Below are 17664 nucleotides of genomic sequence, written 5' to 3'. Positions count from 1 at the left end.
AACAGGACAGGAGTGGGCTTTTGCTGCGTAAAGGATTATTGCCAATTTTGTTTGCGGTGCTGATTTCGTTTGCCGGAACAAGGTTGGTCGCCTGTGCCGGGCCCGCCTGGCCAAGTGACGAAGAACGCAGATTCCTTGATGCTTATCGTGACAGCGTGACTGCTGGTGCGACTGACGAACAATTTGCCCATGCCGACAAACTGTATGTCGAAGCACTTCAGGTTCTTTCCGAAACCTATGTCGAGAAAATCGACCGTGCTGCCTTTGTCGAAAACAGCATCGCGATGCTTGATGAAATCGACACCGAAGACAAATCGCCGACCGGCATTGTCGGGGCGGTTCTTGATGACAGTTTGCACAACCTGGATCCGCACAGCGCCTATATGACAGATGACATGTTCCGTCGTCTTCAGGAAAGCACCGAAGGAAGCTTTGCCGGTGTCGGCATTGTGATCGCCCTTGATGATGACAAGCGTATCCGGATTGTTTCCCCGATCGATGACACGCCGGCCGCACGTGCCGGTTTGCGCCCCGATGACCGCATCACTCATATCGACGGGTATCAGATGAAAGGCGAACCGATTTCCGAGGCGGTCCGCAGAATGCGCGGACGGGTTGGTGATCCCGTTACTCTGACCATCATGCGCGTCGAAGACAGTTTTGATGTAACTGTCAAACGTGCGCGGATCGAAGTCCCGTCGGTCAGCGCCGCGATCATTGACCAGGATATCGGTTACATTCGTGTATCGCGTTTTGATGCGACCACCTTGGACCAGACACAGGAATACCTGTCTGAGCTGGAAGACAAGATCGCCAAGCCGCGCGGCATAATTGTTGATTTGCGACGAAACCCGGGCGGGTTGCTTGATAGTGCGGCGGACATTGCCGATCAATTCCTGACCGATGGGCTGATCGTTGCCACCGAAGGCCGTGGAGAGCGCAAATTGCGCAGCTATGAAGCAGACCGGGCGGACTTCTTTGACAAGGTCCCGATGGCCATTTTGCTGGATCGCGGGTCAGCTTCCGGTGCGGAGCTGATGGCAGCTGCCCTTCGGGAAAACGGGCGCGGTGTGATTATCGGGGAACGTTCATTCGGAAAGGGGTCGATGCAGCGGATCATGCCGTTGACGTCGGGCGGTGGACTTAAAATCACCACCGGCTATTACACCACGCCGGAAAACCATATTGTTCAGGGCAATGGCGTTATCCCGGACATCGAAGTCAATCGTGCCGATGCCGAAGAATTCGAACGCGAAATCGATCTGGCCAATGCCTTGCCGGCGCGCCGACGCGACCCGCGTCAGTCGCTGGCAAAACTTGATGCCAAAAGCTGTGAACAGGATATCGCAATAACCCGCCTTGGCAAAAGCAGCCGGGACAATCTCGAAGACCAGACAGAAGACGCTGACAATCCTTATCGGGATTCTGTTCTGGAATGTGCTGTCGGGTATTTCAATGATGGTCCGCTTGCCGCATATCGCAATCAGGTCGAACCGCTGTTGCGCGCCGGTCTGTAGGACCAGATACCGTATAGAAAACAAAAAAAGCGCGACCAATGCAGGTCGCGCTTTTTTCTTGTTTGGTCGGATGCTGTTTACCCGCGGGCAAGCAGATCAATCAGGCTTGAAGTATCCCAGCGATTGCCGCCGCGTTCCTGCACCTGGGCATAGAACTGATCGACAAGTGCGGTGACCGGCAGGCGGGCGCCATTGCGTTTGGATTCCTCAAGGCAAATGCCAAGATCCTTGCGCATCCAGTCAACGGCAAAGCCGAAATCAAACTTGTTCTGAACCATCGTGCTGCCACGGTTTTCCATCTGCCAGCTGCCAGCCGCACCCTTGGAAATGACATCAAGAACCTTTTCCATATCAAGGCCGGCCTTGACGCCGAAATTGACACCTTCGGAAAGGCCCTGGACCAGACCGGCGATGCAAATCTGGTTGACCATTTTGGTCAGCTGACCGGCACCGCTTTCGCCCATCAGCTGGCAGGAGCGCGCAAAGGCATCAATCACCGGCGCTGCGCGATCAAATGCATCCTGATCGCCACCACACATGACGGTAAGAACGCCGTTTTCGGCCCCGGCCTGACCGCCAGATACCGGCGCATCAATAAAGAAAATGCCTTGTGCCTTGGCCGCAGCATAAAGTTCGCGTGCGACATCTGCCGATGCGGTGGTGTTGTCGATCAGGACCGCACCCTTGTCCATGCCGGCAAACATGCCGCCATCGCCAAGCATGACACTGCGAAGATCATCATCATTGCCAACGCACGAAAATACGAATTCCGCACCCTTGGCCGCTTCGGCCGGGGTCGGGGCAGAAGATCCGCCATATTCGGAAACCCATTTTTCGGCCTTGGCAGCCGTACGGTTATAAACAGTTACGTCGTGACCTGCTTTTTGCAGGTGACCGGCCATCGGGTATCCCATGACACCGAGACCGATAAATGCACATTTGGCCATTGTTTGCCTCCCAGATACAGATGGACACCAGTAAAGGTTGCGGGGCGGGCAATGTCAATGAAGGCAAATGTCACCACGACAATGTTTTCACGATCTGGAAGACCAGCGTCATTTTACGGGGTTAGTCCTCGTCGAGTTCTTCGGCGACGCTGTGGATGATGCGGCGGTCATAAATCAGAACTTCCGGCCGTTTCCCGGGATAATCAAACTGCGACAGATAAAAACGCATGGCGTTGATGCGCGCGCGTTTCTTGTCATCGGACTTAACAATGACCCATGGGCTGTCGGTGGTTGATGTATGGAAAAACATGTCACGTTTGGCCTCGGTATAGGAGTCCCAAAGGTTTTGGGATGCCAGATCGACCGGGCTGAGTTTCCATTGTTTGAGCGGATCATTCTTGCGCTGTTGAAAGCGTCTTGCCTGTTCCTTTTTGCTGACCGAGAAATAGAACTTGGTCATGTGGATGTTTGACCGGATCAGCATTCTTTCGAGTTCGGGAACCGATTGCAGAAATTCGCTGACTTCGAACATGCTGCAAAATCCCATGACCCGTTCGACCATGGCGCGGTTATACCAGGATCGGTCAAACAGTGCGATTTCACCGCCGCTTGGCAGATGTTCGATGTAACGCTGGAAATACCACTGGGTCAGTTCGCGATCATTGGGTTTGCCCAGGGCAACAATCCGTGCGCCACGCGGATTAAGATGTTCGGTAAACCGTTTGATGGTGCCACCTTTGCCGGCGGCATCGCGGCCTTCAAAAATGATCAGGGATTTCAGATTTTCGGCCTTGATCCAGTTTTGCAATTTCAAAAGTTCGATATGAAGCGGCGCGATCAGTTCAAGATATTGCTTCCCGCGCATCTTTTTTGCCCGTGCCGCGGGATCGGGATTGATGTCAGGCGGTAAATCATCGGCGATGGCATTGGCGATCCCGTTACGATCCGATGGCTGGTCATCCAGACGGTCCATGGTCATGTTTTCGGAATCCAGCAAGAACCGGTCCTTGGTCTCGGTATCAAGTTGTGACAACGCCGATGACCTGTTGGCTGCCGACCGGCTTTTGCCTGTGCGGCGTGTGGCCTTTGTCAGCAGTTCAGACGTGCCGTTCTTTTTCTTTCCGGATGATTTTTTGCCCGCATTCATTGTCAAACTTTCACACTGTATGAAGGGTATGTTGGAAACAGTGCGAGATTAAGCAATCATTTGCAATGAACTGGATCAATTCGACCCGATGATGAAAATGCCCGACCGATAGGGGATCGGTCGGGCAGGCGGATTGCAAGTTGTGCAGGTGACGCGAAGGGGGAGCCTGTTTTGGATGTAAAAGCCGTGGGGGCGGCACCAAAACAGGTTCCTTATTGATCAGATGTGATCAAAGCAGATTGAAAGATCGCCGGTATTCTTCTTCGGCATCGGCACGTGTCAGGCCGATATCAAGGAGTTGCGCATCCGTCAGAGACAAAAGCGTCCGGCGTTGACGACGAATGGCAACGAAACGCGCATAACGATCTGCCAATGTGTTGATCAGGCCCGGGATGTGGTGCAAACGCCGTGTGATGGTGATGGTCGAAAGCGCGTGCCGGGCGGTTTGTTGTGGCTCCTGGGATGTCGGAGCAGGGCAAGCCGTGTAAGCCATGATCTTCTCCATGGGTTAATATTGCTAATGCAATGTTTGCTGTGAAACCCATATTGCGGCTATGATTGGCGATCGACAAACGACTATTTCTGATCAATTGGATTAGTTCATCTAATCCATAACCGGAGAAACCCGATGCGGCTGCCACCCCTGCAATCCTTGCGCGCCTTTGATGCCGCCGCCCGACATCTGAGTTTCACCAAGGCAGCCGAGGAGCTTTTCGTTACCCAGGGGGCGATCAGTCAGCAGGTGCGTCAGCTCGAAGAATACCTTGGGTTCAAGCTGTTTCATCGTCTGCCGCGCCAGATTTACCTGACCGAGGAGGGGGCCCAGCTTGCCCATGCGACCACTGCGGGGTTTTCCCGCATATCGGATGAAATAGAACGTCTGATGCTGGTCGAGGAGGCCGGTGTTGTCACCGTCAGTGTTCTGCAAAGCTTTGCGGTTAAATGGCTGGTGCCGCGTCTGGGATATTTTCGGGAAGCCTATCCCGACATTGATGTGCGCATTCATGCCGATGACCGCATGGTTGATCTGCGCACCGAGGGGATCGATCTTGCCGTGCGGTTTGGCAGTGGCAAATATCCCAACCTGAATTGCGAAATGCTGATGCGTGACGAATCATTTCCGGTGTGCAGTCCGGCATATCTGGCAAACAGCCCGGCCCTGAACACGCCCAGGGATATTGCCGGTCACCAGTTGCTTCATGATGCAACTGCGATCATGGATCATCCCCATGCAGCGGACTGGGAATTCTGGCTTGATGGTGTCGGTGTCAGCGGCGTCGATGTCAGTCGAGGTTTGCGATTCAATTCCGGTGATATGGTCATTCAGGCGGCCCTTATGGGGCAGGGGCTTGGCATGGCGCGCACCAGTCTTGCTGCCCTTGATCTCAAGGCCGGGAACCTGGTGCGGCCGTTTCCGCAAACCGTTGCGTCAAACGGGGCCTATTACCTGGTTTACCCGGAAGAACATCTCAGACGGCCGCGGGTGCAGGCGTTTGTGAACTGGCTAAAGGGCGAGGTTGCCCAGACGTTGCGTGAAATTGACGAAGATGGTGCGATGGCACCCGATTGATCAAGCCGTCGGGGCAACTGCCCGGACCGATTCCTGGATCAGATCAAGCCAAGATCACGCAATTCATCGGCCATGTCATCGGGCAGCGTTTCAGTATCGCCGCCCTGTTTGTCATCGGGCGGGCATTTGTCTTCGGTCAGGTAACGCCATCCCTGAAAGGCACGATGCGGATAGGGGCGGGTTTCGATCAGTTCGGGATCAAGAACGATACGGCAATATTTGGTGCCTTCTTCATTGACAAATTCTTCAAGATCAATGACGCGCTGGCGACAGCGAATGGCCCCTTTGATCACCCAATAGATCGAACCACCATCCAGAATCTCGTCGCGGCGTTTGGGCGTCATGCGCGTGGTGTGGAAAATCCGGCCATAGTTTTCTTGAAACCATGTCTGCCATTCCCGCAGTCCTTCCGGGGTTTCCGTGCCGACGCTGAGTTTGATGATATGCAGTGGCATTTCGTGATCTTCTTTTGGGGCGTTTTGTCGCAGGGATATGTTCCGCGTTCTGACCTAGAACCCCTACGATCAGGGGTCAAGGACGGATTAATAAAACACATAAATTAGTGTATTTAAGTCTATTTCACAAAAAAACTTGACCAATTTTGGTTAATCAGACAAATTCTTGTGCAGAAAAGGTCCGGTCAATGGACCAAACCCGAGAGATTTACAGGCTGAGAGAACCGAATGTCCCTGCAAGTTGTCACGGCAAACCGTCTTGGTGATGGGTTGGTGGTGTTTTTGACCGCACAAGGCGGTTGGAGCGAAAACATCAATGACGCCCGCGTTGCCGACGGAAAAGATGCCGCCGAGGCGATGCTTGCCGAAGCAAGCGCCCCCGAACTCGACGTGGTTATCGTCGGGCCGTATCTGATTGATGTCGAACAGCAGGACGGTGGACTGGTTCCGACAAAATACCGCGAAGTTCTGCGCACCAAAGGCCCGAGTGTCCGTGAAGACCTTGGCTATCAGGCGGTATAAGGAGAGACCCGATGTATCGTTACGACGATTTTGACCGCCAGCTTGTTCAGGAACGCACCGAACAGTTCCGTGAACAGGTAAAACGCCGTCTGGCCGGTGACATTACCGAAGAACAGTTCCGTCCGCTGCGTTTGATGAATGGTGTGTATCTTCAGTTGCACGCCTATATGCTGCGCGTTGCCATTCCCTATGGCACGCTGCGCGCAGATCAGCTGCGTCAGCTTGGCATGATTGCCCGCAAATATGACAAGGGCTATGGCCATTTCACCACGCGCCAGAATATCCAGTATAACTGGCCGAAGCTTGATGAAATCCCGGACGCATTGCTTGATCTTGCCAATGTCGAGATGCATGCCATCCAGACGTCTGGCAACTGCATTCGTAATACCACGACCGACCAGTATGCCGGTGCCGCGGCCGATGAAATCGAAGATCCGCGTCCCTATTGCGAACTGATCCGCCAGTGGTCGACATTCCACCCGGAATTCACCTACTTGCCGCGCAAGTTCAAAATCGCAGTGACCGGTTCTCCCAATGACCGTGCGGCGGTCAAGGTGCATGATATCGGCCTTCGCATGCATCAGAATGACGCAGGTGAAACCGGCTTTGAAGTCATCGTTGGCGGTGGTCTTGGCCGTACGCCATTTGTTGGCAAAACCGTCCGTGACTTCATCGGCAAGAATGACCTGTTTTCGTATCTTGAGGCCATCCTGCGTGTTTATAACCGCTTTGGCCGTCGCGATAACAAGTACAAGGCCCGTATCAAGATCCTGGTTCATGAACTTGGTGTCGAGGAAGTCCGCCGTCTTGTCGAAGAAGAATGGGAACAGATCAAGGACGGTTCCCTGCGTGTCGGCGATGAAGAAATTGCACATTACATTGCGCAATTCGCACCACCTGCATTCGAAGACCTGTCTGATGACGATGCCGATTTTGAACGCCACAAGGCGGAAAATCGCGGCTTCTTCAACTGGGTACGTTCGAACGTGGTTGCGCACAAGCAGCCGGGCTATGCCATTGCCAACGTGTCGCTCAAACCGATTGGCGGCATTCCGGGCGATGCAACCGATACCCAGATGGAACTGGTTGCCGATCTTTCGGAAAAATACAGCTTTGGCGATGTCCGTGTGACCCATGAACAGAACCTTGTTCTGCCGCATGTGAAAAAGGCCGATCTGTTTGCCCTTTGGACCGCCCTTGATGCGGCGGGTCTGGGGACGGCAAACCTTGGGTATGTCACCGATATCATTTCCTGCCCGGGGCTTGATTATTGCGCGCTGGCAACCGCACGTTCGATCCCGCTGTCGCAGCGCATTTCAGAACGTTTCGGTGATCTGGAACGCCAGCATGACATTGGCGAACTCAAGATCAAGATTTCCGGCTGCATCAATGCCTGCGGGCATCACCATGTCGGCCATATCGGTATTCTTGGTCTCGATAAGCGCGGCAAGGAATTCTATCAGATCACCCTGGGCGGCGATGCCAGCCAGGATGCATCGATTGGCAAGATCGCCGGTGCCGGTTTCTCCGAGGCCGAAGTGGTCGATGCCATCGAAAGTCTGGTGACCAAATATATCGAAATCCGCGAAAGCGGCGAACGTTTCATCGACACCTATCGTCGTGTCGGCATGGACCCGTTCAAGGAGGTGCTTTATGGCGATCGTTAAGAATGACAGCGTGATCGAACAGGAATGGATCACCGTTGATGCCGAAGGCGATCTGCCATCCAGCGATGAAAACCTGATCGTGCCGCTGGCACGGTTCAAGGAAGAACGCGACAGCCTTCTGGGGCGCAATGGTGGTTTGGGCGTACAGCTCAATCCCGGTGACGCGCCAGAAGATCTGGCGGATGACCTTGACCGTTTGTCGATCATTACGGTCAATTTCCCGGCCTATACCGACGGTCGCGGCTATTCATACGGCCGCGTTCTGCGCGAACGGATGGGGTTCAAGGGCGAATTGCGCGCCATTGGCGACGTCCTGCGTGACCAGATCCTTTATATGCACCGTTGCGGCTTTGATTCCTATGAACTCAATGTTGATGGCGAAACCGCCTTGACCAAGGTCCGCGCCGCATTGAAGGAAATGACGGTCTATTATCAGCCGACCGGTGACGGCCGTGTCACGGCCCAGTCCCTGCGCGAACGCCGTCGCGCTGCGCTGGATCAGAAAGCATCATGATTTCGGGCCCTGTGGCCTGATAATCATACCGAACAGACAGGGCTGTGTGGCTCTGGCGCAAGGGCACCCGATCGGGTGCCCTTTCTTTTTGTTCTTTTATGTCTGGTGGTTAGGTAGGCGGATCATTTGTGCGATTGCAGCTTGCTATGCGGATACAACCTGTAATATGTGACATTGTTCACACAAAATCCGACGCAAGCCTTTGCTTTTCTTATATTTAAATAAGCCCAGTCTATGTCGGGCGACTTGGCGATAGGAGCGCTTCATGATCGCGGCATTTAACAATCTGAAAATATCGGCAAAGGTGTTTGGTGGCTTTGGGGTCATCCTTGTCCTTTTGGCGGGCGTCTCCATGATCGGGGTGCTGTCGATTGGCAGTGTGGGGGATGATTTTGTGCGCTATCGACAGGTCGCATTGCAATCCAACCAGGCCGGTCGTGTGCAGGCCAACCTTCTCGAAGCACGGGTTGCTGTAAAAGATTACCTGCTGACCGGAAATGCCCAGTCTGCCCAGCGGGTCAAGGACCGCCTTGCCGCGACTTCCGCACTCAATGATGAGCTGGCGGCGCTTTTGACCGAAGATGACCGCAAGGAAGATGCACGTCTGGCGGGCGAGAACCTTAAAATCTATTCCGAAGCGTTTGACAGGCTGGTGGCATTGCCAACTGGCGATCCGGCGCGCGCAGATATCGTGACCAATACCCTTGACCGTATTGGTCCGATTGTCGCCAAGGAACTTGAAGAACTGAAACTTGATGTCAAAGCCGAACAGGATGAAATCGGACCGCGTGCAACAGCCGCGGCCGAACAGTCGGTCATCATCAGCGAAGTCCTTTCGGGATTTGCCATCATACTCGGGATTGCAGCGGCATGGTTCATCGGTGCGGGTATCTCCGGTCCGATCCGCAAGATCACCGATGCGATGAATGATCTTGCCGGTGGTAACAAGCAGGTTGAAATTCCCGGTCAGGATCGCCGCGACGAAATCGGCAATATGTCCAAGGCGGTTCTGGTCTTCAAACAGAATATGATCCGGGCTGATGAACTGGCTGCCCAGGAGGCCGAGGCCGTCAAGGTCCGCGAACAGCGTGCCCGGAAAATCAGTGAACTGACAACCGGCTTTGATGCGGATATCTCGGTGGTTCTGAAAACACTGGCGTCAGCCGCAACCGAAATGCAGGCGACCGCAACCGGCATGAGCAGCACGGCCGAAGAAACCAGTCGCCAGTCGGGCATTGTTGCCGCGGCTGCCGAACAGGCATCAACCAATGTTCAGACCGTGGCCAGTGCCACCGAAGAACTCAGCGCGTCGATTGCTGAAATCAATCAGCAGGTCAATCAGTCCACGGCAGTGGCCCATCGCGCGGTCGAGGATGCGGAAAAAACCAACGCACAGGTGCGCGGCCTTGCCGAAGCCGCCCAGAAGATCGGCGATGTTGTCGGCCTGATCAGCGACATCGCGGAACAGACCAATCTTCTGGCCCTGAACGCCACGATCGAGGCCGCCCGTGCCGGCGATGCGGGCAAGGGTTTTGCCGTTGTCGCCGCAGAGGTCAAAAACCTTGCGACCGCTACATCGCGGGCGACCGAGGATATCACAGCCCAGATCACCGGCATTCAGAATGAAACCAATGGTGCGGTGAATGCGATTGCCTCGATCTCGACGACGATTGCCGAGATCAGCGAAATCTCGGCAGCAATTGCAAGTGCGGTCGAACAACAGGGGGCGGCGACCCTTGAGATCACCCGAAACGTCCAGGAGGCATCGGTTGGGACATCCGAAGTCACCACCAATATTGTCAGCGTGAATGAAGCAGCCGATTCAACCGGTACCGCGGCCGAGCAGGTTCTTAGTGCCGCAGCAGAATTGTCCAAGGAGTCCGAAAACCTGCGCAGCAAGGTCGAGCAGTTCCTGAATTCTGTACGGGCAGCCTAGGCAAGATCAGACGGCGTAAGGGTCATCAAAAGACAGGGGCCCTTCGCCGTTTCATATTCCCGCCCGGCCTTGAAACCGATGGCTTCATAACACCGGATGGCGCGTTCGTTTTCGGGATCCGGGTCAATGCCGATCATTGGTGCACCGCGTTCAAACAGCATGCGGGCCAGCGTTTTCAAAAACATCTGGCCATGCCCGCATCCCATCATGTCAGGCACCCCGATAAACGCATCCAGACAGCGTGTCTGGGCGGGCAGGGGATCAAAATGCGCCTGTGGCCATTGATGGGCGTCGTAATGCTGGGCAAAGGCAAAGGGCCGATTGCGGTATGACACAATCAGCGTTGCCATTTCGGCCAGTTCGACATCTTCGGAAATCAGTTCAATCTGTTCGACCGGATCGCCCCACCAGCGAATGACTTCTGGGACATGCAACCAGCGCCCAATCATTGGCAGATCATTTGGGGTGGCCCGTCGGAAGCTGTAATTTGACGGGCCCATTCATTATTCCCCGGAAGTTTGCCGCTTTGCCGCAAAGGCCAAATTGACCTTCGAAGCACTTGATCTTCCTATCTGATCACAAATCCAGCTTCCTGTCTCGGCAAGCTTTTCAAGATCGATACCGGTCTCGATCCCAAGGCCGTTCAGCATATAGATAACGTCCTCAGTCGCGACATTGCCACTGGCCCCCTTGGCATAGGGGCAGCCGCCTAGACCCGCAACCGAACTGTCGATGGTGGCAACGCCCATCTGAAGAACCGCCAGCAAATTGGCCAGTGCCTGACCATAGGTGTCATGGAAATGTGCGGCCAGTTTTTCGACCGGCACATGTTTGGCAACGGCGTCGATCATCGCCTGTGCCTTGGTCGGGGTGCCCGTTCCAATGGTGTCGCCCAGACTGATTTCATAACAGCCCATGTCATAAAGGGCCTTGGAAACCTCGGCGACTTTTGCAGGGGCAATATCGCCCTCATACGGGCAGCCCAAAACGCAGGATACATAGCCGCGGACAGCAAGACCGGCCGCGCGGGCGGCATCCGTTACCGGGCGAAAACGATCAAGGCTTTCGGCAATCGAACAATTGATATTCTTTTGCGAGAAACTTTCCGATGCCGCGCCAAATACCGCCACCTCGGTTGCGCCGCTGGCAATGGCGGCTTCCAGCCCCTTAAGGTTCGGGGCCAGCACCGGATAGGTCACGCCAGACTTGCGGGTGATCTGTGCCATGACTTCGGACGCATCGGCCATTTGCGGCACCCATTTCGGGCTGACAAAGGCGGTGGCCTCGATCACCGATAGTCCGGCATCATTCAGCCGGTTGATCAATTCCACCTTGGTGGCGGTCGCAACCATGGTCTTTTCGTTCTGAAGCCCGTCACGCGGACCGACTTCAACGATTTTAACCTGGTTTGGCAGATCGGAAATCGCGGCCATTACTGGGCCTCCTCAATCGCGATCAGTTCGGCGCCATCATCAACCTGATCGCCGACGGCAAAGAACACTTCCTTGACCGTGCCCGAAACGGGGGCGGAAATGGTGTGTTCCATTTTCATCGCTTCCATGACGACAAGCTTGTCCCCGGCGGTTACGGTCTGGCCGGGTTCTGCCATCACGGCGATGATTTTACCGGGCATCGGGGCGGTCAGACCGCCACCGGCACCTTCGTTGCCACCGGCTGCTGCCAGCGGATCAAAGATATCAAGACGATCAAGGCGACCGGCGCGGAATATTGTCATACGATTGCCGTCACACAGGACCGTGGCCCGTTTGCGAACATTATCGAGTTTGGCAACAATCGCGCCGTTTTCATCATAATCGGCAGACGCGATGATAGCGCTACCATCGGGCATATCGATGACATAGCCGCTGTCGCGGTAATGGACTTTTACCGCGATGTCCGATCCTTCGTGACGCAGGATCAGGTCATGGTGGTTATCATCATTCAGACGGAAACCGGCCGTGCTGTTCCAGGGCGAATAGGGATCGTTGCTTTGGGCTGCATGTGCTGCGGCCTCGGCATCGCGGGTCAGCAGGATATCAAGGGCGGCAAATGCCAGGGCCTCGTTGTCGGGTGTTGCCGGTGCCGGGATCAGATCATCCTGATAATGCGGGATAAAGCCGGTTTCGACTTCGCCGCGTTCAAAGGCCGGATGACGGGCAATATTGCCAAGGAAACCGGTATTGGTGGTGACTCCGACGATCTGAACATCATCAAGGGCCGATGCCATACGGCGCAGCGCCGATTTGCGATCAACATCCCAGGTGATCAGCTTGGCGATCATCGGATCATAATGGATCGAAACTTCGCCACCTTCATACACGCCGGTATCGACGCGCACATGGTCGGTTTCGCGCGGCATGCGCATATGCACAAGCTTGCCGGTGGCCGGCAGGAAATCGTTCTGAGGGTCTTCGGCATAGATGCGAACTTCGAACGAATGGCCGTTGATCGACAGTTCTTCCTGTGCCTTGGGCAGTTTTTCACCATCAGCAACGCGAAGCTGCCATTCCACCAGATCCTCGCCGGTGATTTTTTCGGTCACCGGATGTTCGACCTGAAGGCGGGTGTTCATTTCCATGAAATAGAAACTGCCCGATGCATCAAGAAGGAATTCAACCGTACCGGCCCCCTGATAACCGATGGCCTTGGCGGCATCAACGGCAGCCTGACCCATCTGGGCGCGGAGTTCCTGGCTCATGCCCGGGGCAGGGGCTTCTTCGATCACTTTCTGGTGGCGACGCTGAAGCGAACAGTCACGTTCAAACAGGTAAACCGCATTGCCATGGCTGTCGGCAAAGACCTGAATTTCGACATGGCGCGGTTTGACAATCAGCTTTTCAATCAGGCAATGGTCATCGCCAAAGCTGCTGGCGGCTTCGCGTTTGCAGCTGATCAGGGCGTCCTTGAAGTCGGATGCCTTTTCAACGGCGCGCATGCCCTTGCCACCACCGCCGGCCGATGCCTTGATCAGAACCGGATAACCGATTTTGTCGGCCTCCGCGGCCAAAAGGTCGGGGTCCTGATCTTCACCGTGATAGCCGGGGACAAGCGGCACACCCGCCTTATCCATGATTTTCTTGGCTTCGGATTTGGAGCCCATTGCACGGATGGCACTTGCCGGTGGTCCGACAAAGACGCAACCGGCTTTTTCAAGCGCGTCGGCAAAACCGGCATTTTCCGACAGGAACCCGTAGCCCGGATGAACCGCATCGGCACCTGATTGTGCGATGACTTCAAGCAGGCGGTCGGTGCGCAGATAGCTGTCTTTTGGGGCGGGGGCGCCGATGTGATAGGCCTCATCAGCATGTTTGACATGCAGCGCATTGGCGTCCGCGTCGGAATAAACGGCAACGGTTGCAATACCCATGCGACGGGCGGTCTTGATCACGCGGCAGGCAATTTCACCGCGGTTGGCGATCAGTAATTTACGCGGCATTATTTCTTGCTCCAGTTCGCGGGACGTTTTTCCAGAAAGGCACCAACGCCTTCGCGGCCTTCATCGCTGGCACGCTGATCGGCGATGCGGTGCGCGGTATCGTCAATGACGGCGTCCGAAATCGGCTTGTTGGCAACCGCATAGATCAGGTCCTTGGCGGCATGCATGGCTGCGGGTCCGTTGGCCAGCAGAATATTTGCCATTTCATCGCCGCGCGCAGCCAGTTCATCACCCGCAACGATTTCATGCACCAGTCCGATCTGTTTGGCTGTTTCGGCGTTGAACCGTTCGGCGCTCAGGAAATAACGGCGGGCCTGATTAACCCCGATGGCCTCGACCACATAGGGTGAAATCACCGCCGGGATCAGGCCAAGCTTGACCTCGGACAGGCAGAAACTGGCGCGATCAGATGCAATCACGATGTCACAGCACGCGGCCAGGCCAACCCCGCCGCCAAAGGCAGCCCCGTTGACCAGCGCGATGGTTGGTTTTGACGCAAAGTTCAAAACCTTCATCAGTTTGGCAAGTGCCCGTGAATCGGCAAGGTTTTCGCCGTGGCTATATCCCGCCATGCGCTTCATCCAGTTCAGGTCGGCGCCGGCCGAAAAGCTTTTGCCAGCCCCGGTCAGAATGATGACGCGGACAAGTGGATCGGCATCAAGGGTTTCGATTTTGCCGGTCAGGTCCGCGATCAGAACATCATCAAACGCATTGTGAATGTCCGGGCGGTTCAGTGTAATGGTTGCGACACCGTTTAGCGCAATTTCGCAGATGGCGGCATCAGTCATGTTATTGCTGTTTACATTGCTCATGACGGCCTCACATTCTGAAGACGCCAAACCGGGTTTCTTCGACCGGTTTGTTAAGGGCTGCCGACAGGCCAAGGCCAAGAACCATGCGGGTGTCAGCCGGATCAATCACGCCATCATCCCACAGACGCGCCGATGCGTAATAGGGGTGGCCCTGTTCTTCGTATTGATCGCGGATCGGGGCCTTGAAGGATTCCTGTTCTGCTTCGGGCCAGGTTTCACCGCGCTTTTCGGCGGCATCGGCACGAATTTGGGTCAGAACATTTGCCGCCTGTTCGCCACCCATGACCGAGATGCGGGCATTTGGCCACATCCACAGGAAGCGCGGGCTATAGGCGCGCCCGCACATGCCATAGTTGCCAGCCCCGAACGATCCGCCGATCAGGACGGTGAATTTCGGCACATTGGCGGTGGCAACGGCGGTCACAAGCTTTGCACCATCCTTGGCAATGCCGCCGCTTTCATATTTGCGGCCGATCATAAAGCCGGTGATGTTTTGAAGGAACACCAGCGGAATGCCGCGCTGGGCGCACAGTTCGATGAAATGCGCCCCTTTAAGGGCGCTTTCGGAAAACAGGATGCCGTTATTGGCAATGATCCCGACCGGATAGCCAAAGATACGGGCAAAGCCGGTCACAAGGGTGGTGCCGTACTGGGCCTTGAATTCATCGAATTCCGAACCGTCGACGATGCGCGCGATGATTTCGCGCACGTCATAGGGCTTTTTGGTGTCGGTCGGCACAACGCCATAAATTTCGCGCGGGTCGTAGGCCGGCGCGCGCGGCTCGGTCAGGGTCAGGCCGGGGTTCTTTGTCCAGTTCAGGTTTTTGACAATGTCGCGCGCAATCGACAGCGCGTGATTGTCGTCCTGTGCGTAATGGTCGGTAACACCCGATGTTTTGCAATGAACGTCGGCACCGCCAAGGTCCTCGGCCGAAACGACTTCGCCGGTCGCGGCCTTCACCAACGGCGGACCACCCAGGAAAATCGTACCCTGTTTGCGAACGATGATGCTTTCATCGGACATGGCTGGGACATAGGCACCGCCCGCCGTGCAGGACCCCATGACCACGGCGATCTGTGGGATGCCCTTGGACGACATGGTGGCCTGATTAAAGAAGATGCGCCCGAAATGGTCGCGATCGGGGAATACATCATCCTGACGGGGCAGGTTGGCACCGCCGCTATCGACCAGATAGATGCAGGGCAGATTGTTTTCGAGTGCAATTTCCTGGGCGCGCAGGTGCTTTTTGACGGTCATCGGGTAATAGGAGCCCCCCTTGACCGTCGCATCGTTGGCGACAATGACGCATTCAACACCCGACACCCGGCCAATGCCGGTAATGATGCCGGCGGCCGGGACATCTTCGTCCCCATACATGCCATGTGCGGCAAGTTGGGAAAGTTCAAGAAATGGCGATCCGATATCAAGAAGCTGGCGAATACGTTCACGCGGCAAAAGCTTTCCGCGGCTGGTGTGACGTTCGCGCGCACGTTCCCCGCCACCAAGTTTGACTGCGGCGATCTGTTCACGCAGGTCAGCCACCAGTTTTTCCATGTGTTCGGCATTGTTGCGGAATTCTTCCGAGCGGGAATTCACCGCAGATTTCAGTACCGTCATTGTCCGTCTGCACCGTTTGTTATGGGCAATCCGTCGCCCGATGGGTTGGCGTTCATGAGGTTGTTATGGGGTAAGTTTACGTAAGCGTCAATATTAAATCGGTATTTTAGTACCGGAATTGTATATATACAATGCGCACATCGGTTATCCGCAGTTTTCTGCGGGTTTCTGGTTTGTCATTACGTTGCGCTGCAATGATGAAGTTTGGTCCGCCATATCAATGTTGCCCCGGATTTTGCAAAATCCAGTGGTGACGGGGCCAATATTAAATCGGGAAATTCGGGTGGGGTGGATTAACTGTCGCTCGTGCTTCGGCGCAGTGAAATCCACTGTTCAAGCTGATCGAGGCGATCATTTCCGAAAAACGGCTCGTCCTCATAGAAGAAGAAGGGGGAGCCGAACGCCCCTATGGCGATGGCTTCGTCGGTTATTTCGCGGGTGCGCTGTTTCCAGCGCGGCGATTCGACGGCCTGGCGCATTTCACCGGGATTGATTGAATGGCGGGTGGCTGCCGCAAAGACATTTTCCGGATCGGCCATATCAAGCCCGTCGGCGAAATATCCGCGATAGATATCCTTGGCAAAGCGGCGCGCCAGTGATGGTGAGCGTGATTCAAGCCAGTAAAACGCACGCGTCGGTACCAGCGCGGAATAGGGGAAGTTTTGCGGAATGTTGAACGGTGTACCTTGCAGGCGTGCACAGCGTTCCATGTCGTGGCGGAAATATTTGCCACGAATCGGCTGGCTCAGAAGCGGACTTTGCCCGGTTTGCTTAAACGCAGCACCGATCATGAAGGGACGCCAGATGACCGTAACGCCAACCCGCGATTCGAATTCTTCCATCCGCTCGGCAGCAAGGTAACCATAGGGTGAGGAGAAATCGAAATAGAAGCTGACTTCGGACATATTCCTGCACCTGATCTGTTTGCTTTGTTTTGGGCAATAACCAACCCAAACAGGTTTTCATCCTGTTTGTCTTTATTCGATAGTGCGGCATTAAGCTATTGCAAAGCAACCAAAAAACAGCAGATCAGGGGATCGTGATGCCCGGGCGGACTTTTACTTCTTCCATCACGACATATGTATGAGTCTGACTGACACCCTGAACCGAGGACAGCCGTTCAAGGAACTCGCGATAGGCATACATGTCTTCAACCCGAAGTTTGGCAAGATAATCAAATCCGCCTGCCACCATGTGGCATTCCTCGATTTCCGGCAGCTTGCGGATGGCTGCGGCAAAGACATCAAAAACATCCGGGGTTGTGCGGTCCAGGGTGATTTCGACGAACACAACCAGCGACTGGTTCAGCTTGCGCGGGTCAAGCGTTGCCATATAGCCGGTGATAAACCCGTGCTGTTCGAGGCGGCGCACGCGTTCAAGACACGGTGTTGGGCTAAGATTGACGCGACGGGACAGCTCGACATTGGACATGCGTCCGTCATTTTGAAGTTCACGCAGGATCTGCTTGTCGATCTTGTCGAGACTCTTTTGGTTCTTCTGCATATCGAATGTCTTACCAGTGT

The 17664-nt window shown here is 55.1% G+C and carries 17 protein-coding genes; 6 read left to right on the top strand and 11 right to left on the bottom strand.

Features of this window, described 5'->3' with window-relative positions:
- Positions 1 to 20 precede the first annotated feature (20 nt).
- A complete protein-coding gene (locus CU041_RS16230; protein ID WP_233433141.1) occupies positions 21 to 1517 on the top strand; it encodes a S41 family peptidase in 1497 nt (498 codons plus the stop codon).
- 77 nt (positions 1518 to 1594) lie between these two features.
- On the opposite strand, the gene CU041_RS16225 is transcribed toward CU041_RS16230, so the two are convergent.
- The 3 genes from CU041_RS16225 to CU041_RS16215 all read right to left on the bottom strand — a co-directional run bounded on the left by CU041_RS16225 (position 1595) and on the right by CU041_RS16215 (position 4104).
- Positions 1595 to 2464, bottom strand: coding sequence for an NAD(P)-dependent oxidoreductase (locus CU041_RS16225; RefSeq protein ID WP_101247697.1), 870 nt, complete (start codon positions 2462 to 2464; stop codon positions 1595 to 1597).
- 121 nt (positions 2465 to 2585) lie between these two features.
- Complete coding sequence (ppk2, locus tag CU041_RS16220; RefSeq protein WP_233433140.1) at positions 2586 to 3497, bottom strand: polyphosphate kinase 2; 912 nt, start codon at positions 3495 to 3497, stop codon at positions 2586 to 2588.
- A 343-nt stretch (positions 3498 to 3840) separates the two neighbouring features.
- Positions 3841 to 4104 carry a DUF1127 domain-containing protein gene (locus CU041_RS16215; protein WP_101247795.1) on the bottom strand — a complete coding sequence of 88 codons (264 nt, stop codon included), beginning with the start codon at positions 4102 to 4104 and terminating at the stop codon, positions 3841 to 3843.
- 135 nt (positions 4105 to 4239) lie between these two features.
- On the opposite strand from CU041_RS16215, the gene gcvA reads away from it, so the two are divergent.
- On the top strand, positions 4240 to 5181 hold the full coding sequence (gene gcvA, locus CU041_RS16210) for a transcriptional regulator GcvA (RefSeq protein WP_068518593.1): 942 nt from the start codon (positions 4240 to 4242) through the stop codon (positions 5179 to 5181).
- A 38-nt stretch (positions 5182 to 5219) separates the two neighbouring features.
- On the opposite strand, the gene CU041_RS16205 is transcribed toward gcvA, so the two are convergent.
- The gene (locus tag CU041_RS16205) at positions 5220 to 5636 is read right to left on the bottom strand and encodes a DUF1489 family protein (RefSeq protein ID WP_101247696.1); all 417 of its coding nucleotides are present in this window, start codon (positions 5634 to 5636) and stop codon (positions 5220 to 5222) included.
- A gap of 228 nt (positions 5637 to 5864) precedes the next feature.
- Between CU041_RS16205 and CU041_RS16200 the strand changes: the two genes are divergently transcribed.
- From CU041_RS16200 to CU041_RS16185, 4 genes are all read left to right on the top strand, one after another.
- The gene (locus CU041_RS16200; RefSeq protein WP_068518591.1) at positions 5865 to 6158 is read left to right on the top strand and encodes a DUF2849 domain-containing protein; all 294 of its coding nucleotides are present in this window, start codon (positions 5865 to 5867) and stop codon (positions 6156 to 6158) included.
- 11 nt (positions 6159 to 6169) lie between these two features.
- Complete coding sequence (locus tag CU041_RS16195; RefSeq protein WP_101247695.1) at positions 6170 to 7825, top strand: nitrite/sulfite reductase; 1656 nt, start codon at positions 6170 to 6172, stop codon at positions 7823 to 7825.
- Complete coding sequence (locus tag CU041_RS16190) at positions 7812 to 8339, top strand: DUF934 domain-containing protein (protein ID WP_068518589.1); 528 nt, start codon at positions 7812 to 7814, stop codon at positions 8337 to 8339. Before CU041_RS16195 ends, CU041_RS16190 begins: the two co-directional genes overlap by 14 nt.
- Positions 8340 to 8604: 265 nt before the next feature.
- Positions 8605 to 10275, top strand: a complete 1671-nt coding sequence (locus tag CU041_RS16185) for a methyl-accepting chemotaxis protein (protein WP_170310279.1) — start codon at positions 8605 to 8607, stop codon at positions 10273 to 10275.
- On the opposite strand, the gene CU041_RS16180 is transcribed toward CU041_RS16185, so the two are convergent.
- The 7 genes from CU041_RS16180 to CU041_RS16150 all read right to left on the bottom strand — a co-directional run bounded on the left by CU041_RS16180 (position 10272) and on the right by CU041_RS16150 (position 17644).
- Positions 10272 to 10724, bottom strand: coding sequence for a GNAT family N-acetyltransferase (locus CU041_RS16180; RefSeq protein ID WP_233433139.1), 453 nt, complete (start codon positions 10722 to 10724; stop codon positions 10272 to 10274). The genes CU041_RS16185 and CU041_RS16180 overlap by 4 nt on opposite strands.
- A gap of 54 nt (positions 10725 to 10778) precedes the next feature.
- Entirely contained in the window at positions 10779 to 11708 is a 930-nt protein-coding gene (locus CU041_RS16175; RefSeq protein ID WP_101247693.1) for a hydroxymethylglutaryl-CoA lyase, read from the bottom strand.
- Positions 11708 to 13711, bottom strand: coding sequence for an acetyl/propionyl/methylcrotonyl-CoA carboxylase subunit alpha (locus CU041_RS16170; protein ID WP_101247692.1), 2004 nt, complete (start codon positions 13709 to 13711; stop codon positions 11708 to 11710). Before CU041_RS16170 ends, CU041_RS16175 begins: the two co-directional genes overlap by 1 nt.
- Positions 13711 to 14523: an enoyl-CoA hydratase/isomerase family protein gene (locus CU041_RS16165; protein WP_101247691.1), complete on the bottom strand. Its 813-nt coding sequence runs from the start codon at positions 14521 to 14523 to the stop codon at positions 13711 to 13713. Before CU041_RS16165 ends, CU041_RS16170 begins: the two co-directional genes overlap by 1 nt.
- A gap of 7 nt (positions 14524 to 14530) precedes the next feature.
- Positions 14531 to 16141 (bottom strand): carboxyl transferase domain-containing protein, encoded by a 1611-nt coding sequence (locus tag CU041_RS16160; RefSeq protein ID WP_101247690.1) that lies wholly within the window; start codon positions 16139 to 16141, stop codon positions 14531 to 14533.
- Positions 16142 to 16434: 293 nt separating this feature from the next.
- Positions 16435 to 17046 (bottom strand): 2-hydroxychromene-2-carboxylate isomerase, encoded by a 612-nt coding sequence (locus CU041_RS16155; RefSeq protein WP_101247689.1) that lies wholly within the window; start codon positions 17044 to 17046, stop codon positions 16435 to 16437.
- Between the two features lie 124 nt (positions 17047 to 17170).
- Entirely contained in the window at positions 17171 to 17644 is a 474-nt protein-coding gene (locus tag CU041_RS16150) for an Lrp/AsnC ligand binding domain-containing protein (RefSeq protein WP_068518581.1), read from the bottom strand.
- Positions 17645 to 17664: the final 20 nt, after the last annotated feature.

This window comes from Thalassospira povalilytica (assembly GCF_002844235.1).
Lineage (GTDB): Bacteria > Pseudomonadota > Alphaproteobacteria > Rhodospirillales > Thalassospiraceae > Thalassospira > Thalassospira povalilytica.
This window is presented reverse-complemented; position numbering and strand designations above follow the sequence as displayed.

Coding starts and splice junctions, on each gene's coding strand:
- CU041_RS16225 (WP_101247697.1), bottom strand. CDS start 2,464: ATGGCCAAATGTGCATTTATCGGTCTCGGTGTCATGGGATACCCGATG.
- CU041_RS16215 (WP_101247795.1), bottom strand. CDS start 4,104: ATGGCTTACACGGCTTGCCCTGCTCCGACATCCCAGGAGCCACAACAA.
- gcvA (WP_068518593.1), top strand. CDS start 4,240: ATGCGGCTGCCACCCCTGCAATCCTTGCGCGCCTTTGATGCCGCCGCC.
- CU041_RS16205 (WP_101247696.1), bottom strand. CDS start 5,636: ATGCCACTGCATATCATCAAACTCAGCGTCGGCACGGAAACCCCGGAA.
- CU041_RS16200 (WP_068518591.1), top strand. CDS start 5,865: ATGTCCCTGCAAGTTGTCACGGCAAACCGTCTTGGTGATGGGTTGGTG.
- CU041_RS16195 (WP_101247695.1), top strand. CDS start 6,170: ATGTATCGTTACGACGATTTTGACCGCCAGCTTGTTCAGGAACGCACC.
- CU041_RS16190 (WP_068518589.1), top strand. CDS start 7,812: ATGGCGATCGTTAAGAATGACAGCGTGATCGAACAGGAATGGATCACC.
- CU041_RS16185 (WP_170310279.1), top strand. CDS start 8,605: ATGATCGCGGCATTTAACAATCTGAAAATATCGGCAAAGGTGTTTGGT.
- CU041_RS16180 (WP_233433139.1), bottom strand. CDS start 10,724: ATGATTGGGCGCTGGTTGCATGTCCCAGAAGTCATTCGCTGGTGGGGC.
- CU041_RS16175 (WP_101247693.1), bottom strand. CDS start 11,708: ATGGCCGCGATTTCCGATCTGCCAAACCAGGTTAAAATCGTTGAAGTC.
- CU041_RS16170 (WP_101247692.1), bottom strand. CDS start 13,711: ATGCCGCGTAAATTACTGATCGCCAACCGCGGTGAAATTGCCTGCCGC.
- CU041_RS16165 (WP_101247691.1), bottom strand. CDS start 14,523: ATGAGCAATGTAAACAGCAATAACATGACTGATGCCGCCATCTGCGAA.
- CU041_RS16160 (WP_101247690.1), bottom strand. CDS start 16,141: ATGACGGTACTGAAATCTGCGGTGAATTCCCGCTCGGAAGAATTCCGC.
- CU041_RS16155 (WP_101247689.1), bottom strand. CDS start 17,046: ATGTCCGAAGTCAGCTTCTATTTCGATTTCTCCTCACCCTATGGTTAC.
- CU041_RS16150 (WP_068518581.1), bottom strand. CDS start 17,644: ATGCAGAAGAACCAAAAGAGTCTCGACAAGATCGACAAGCAGATCCTG.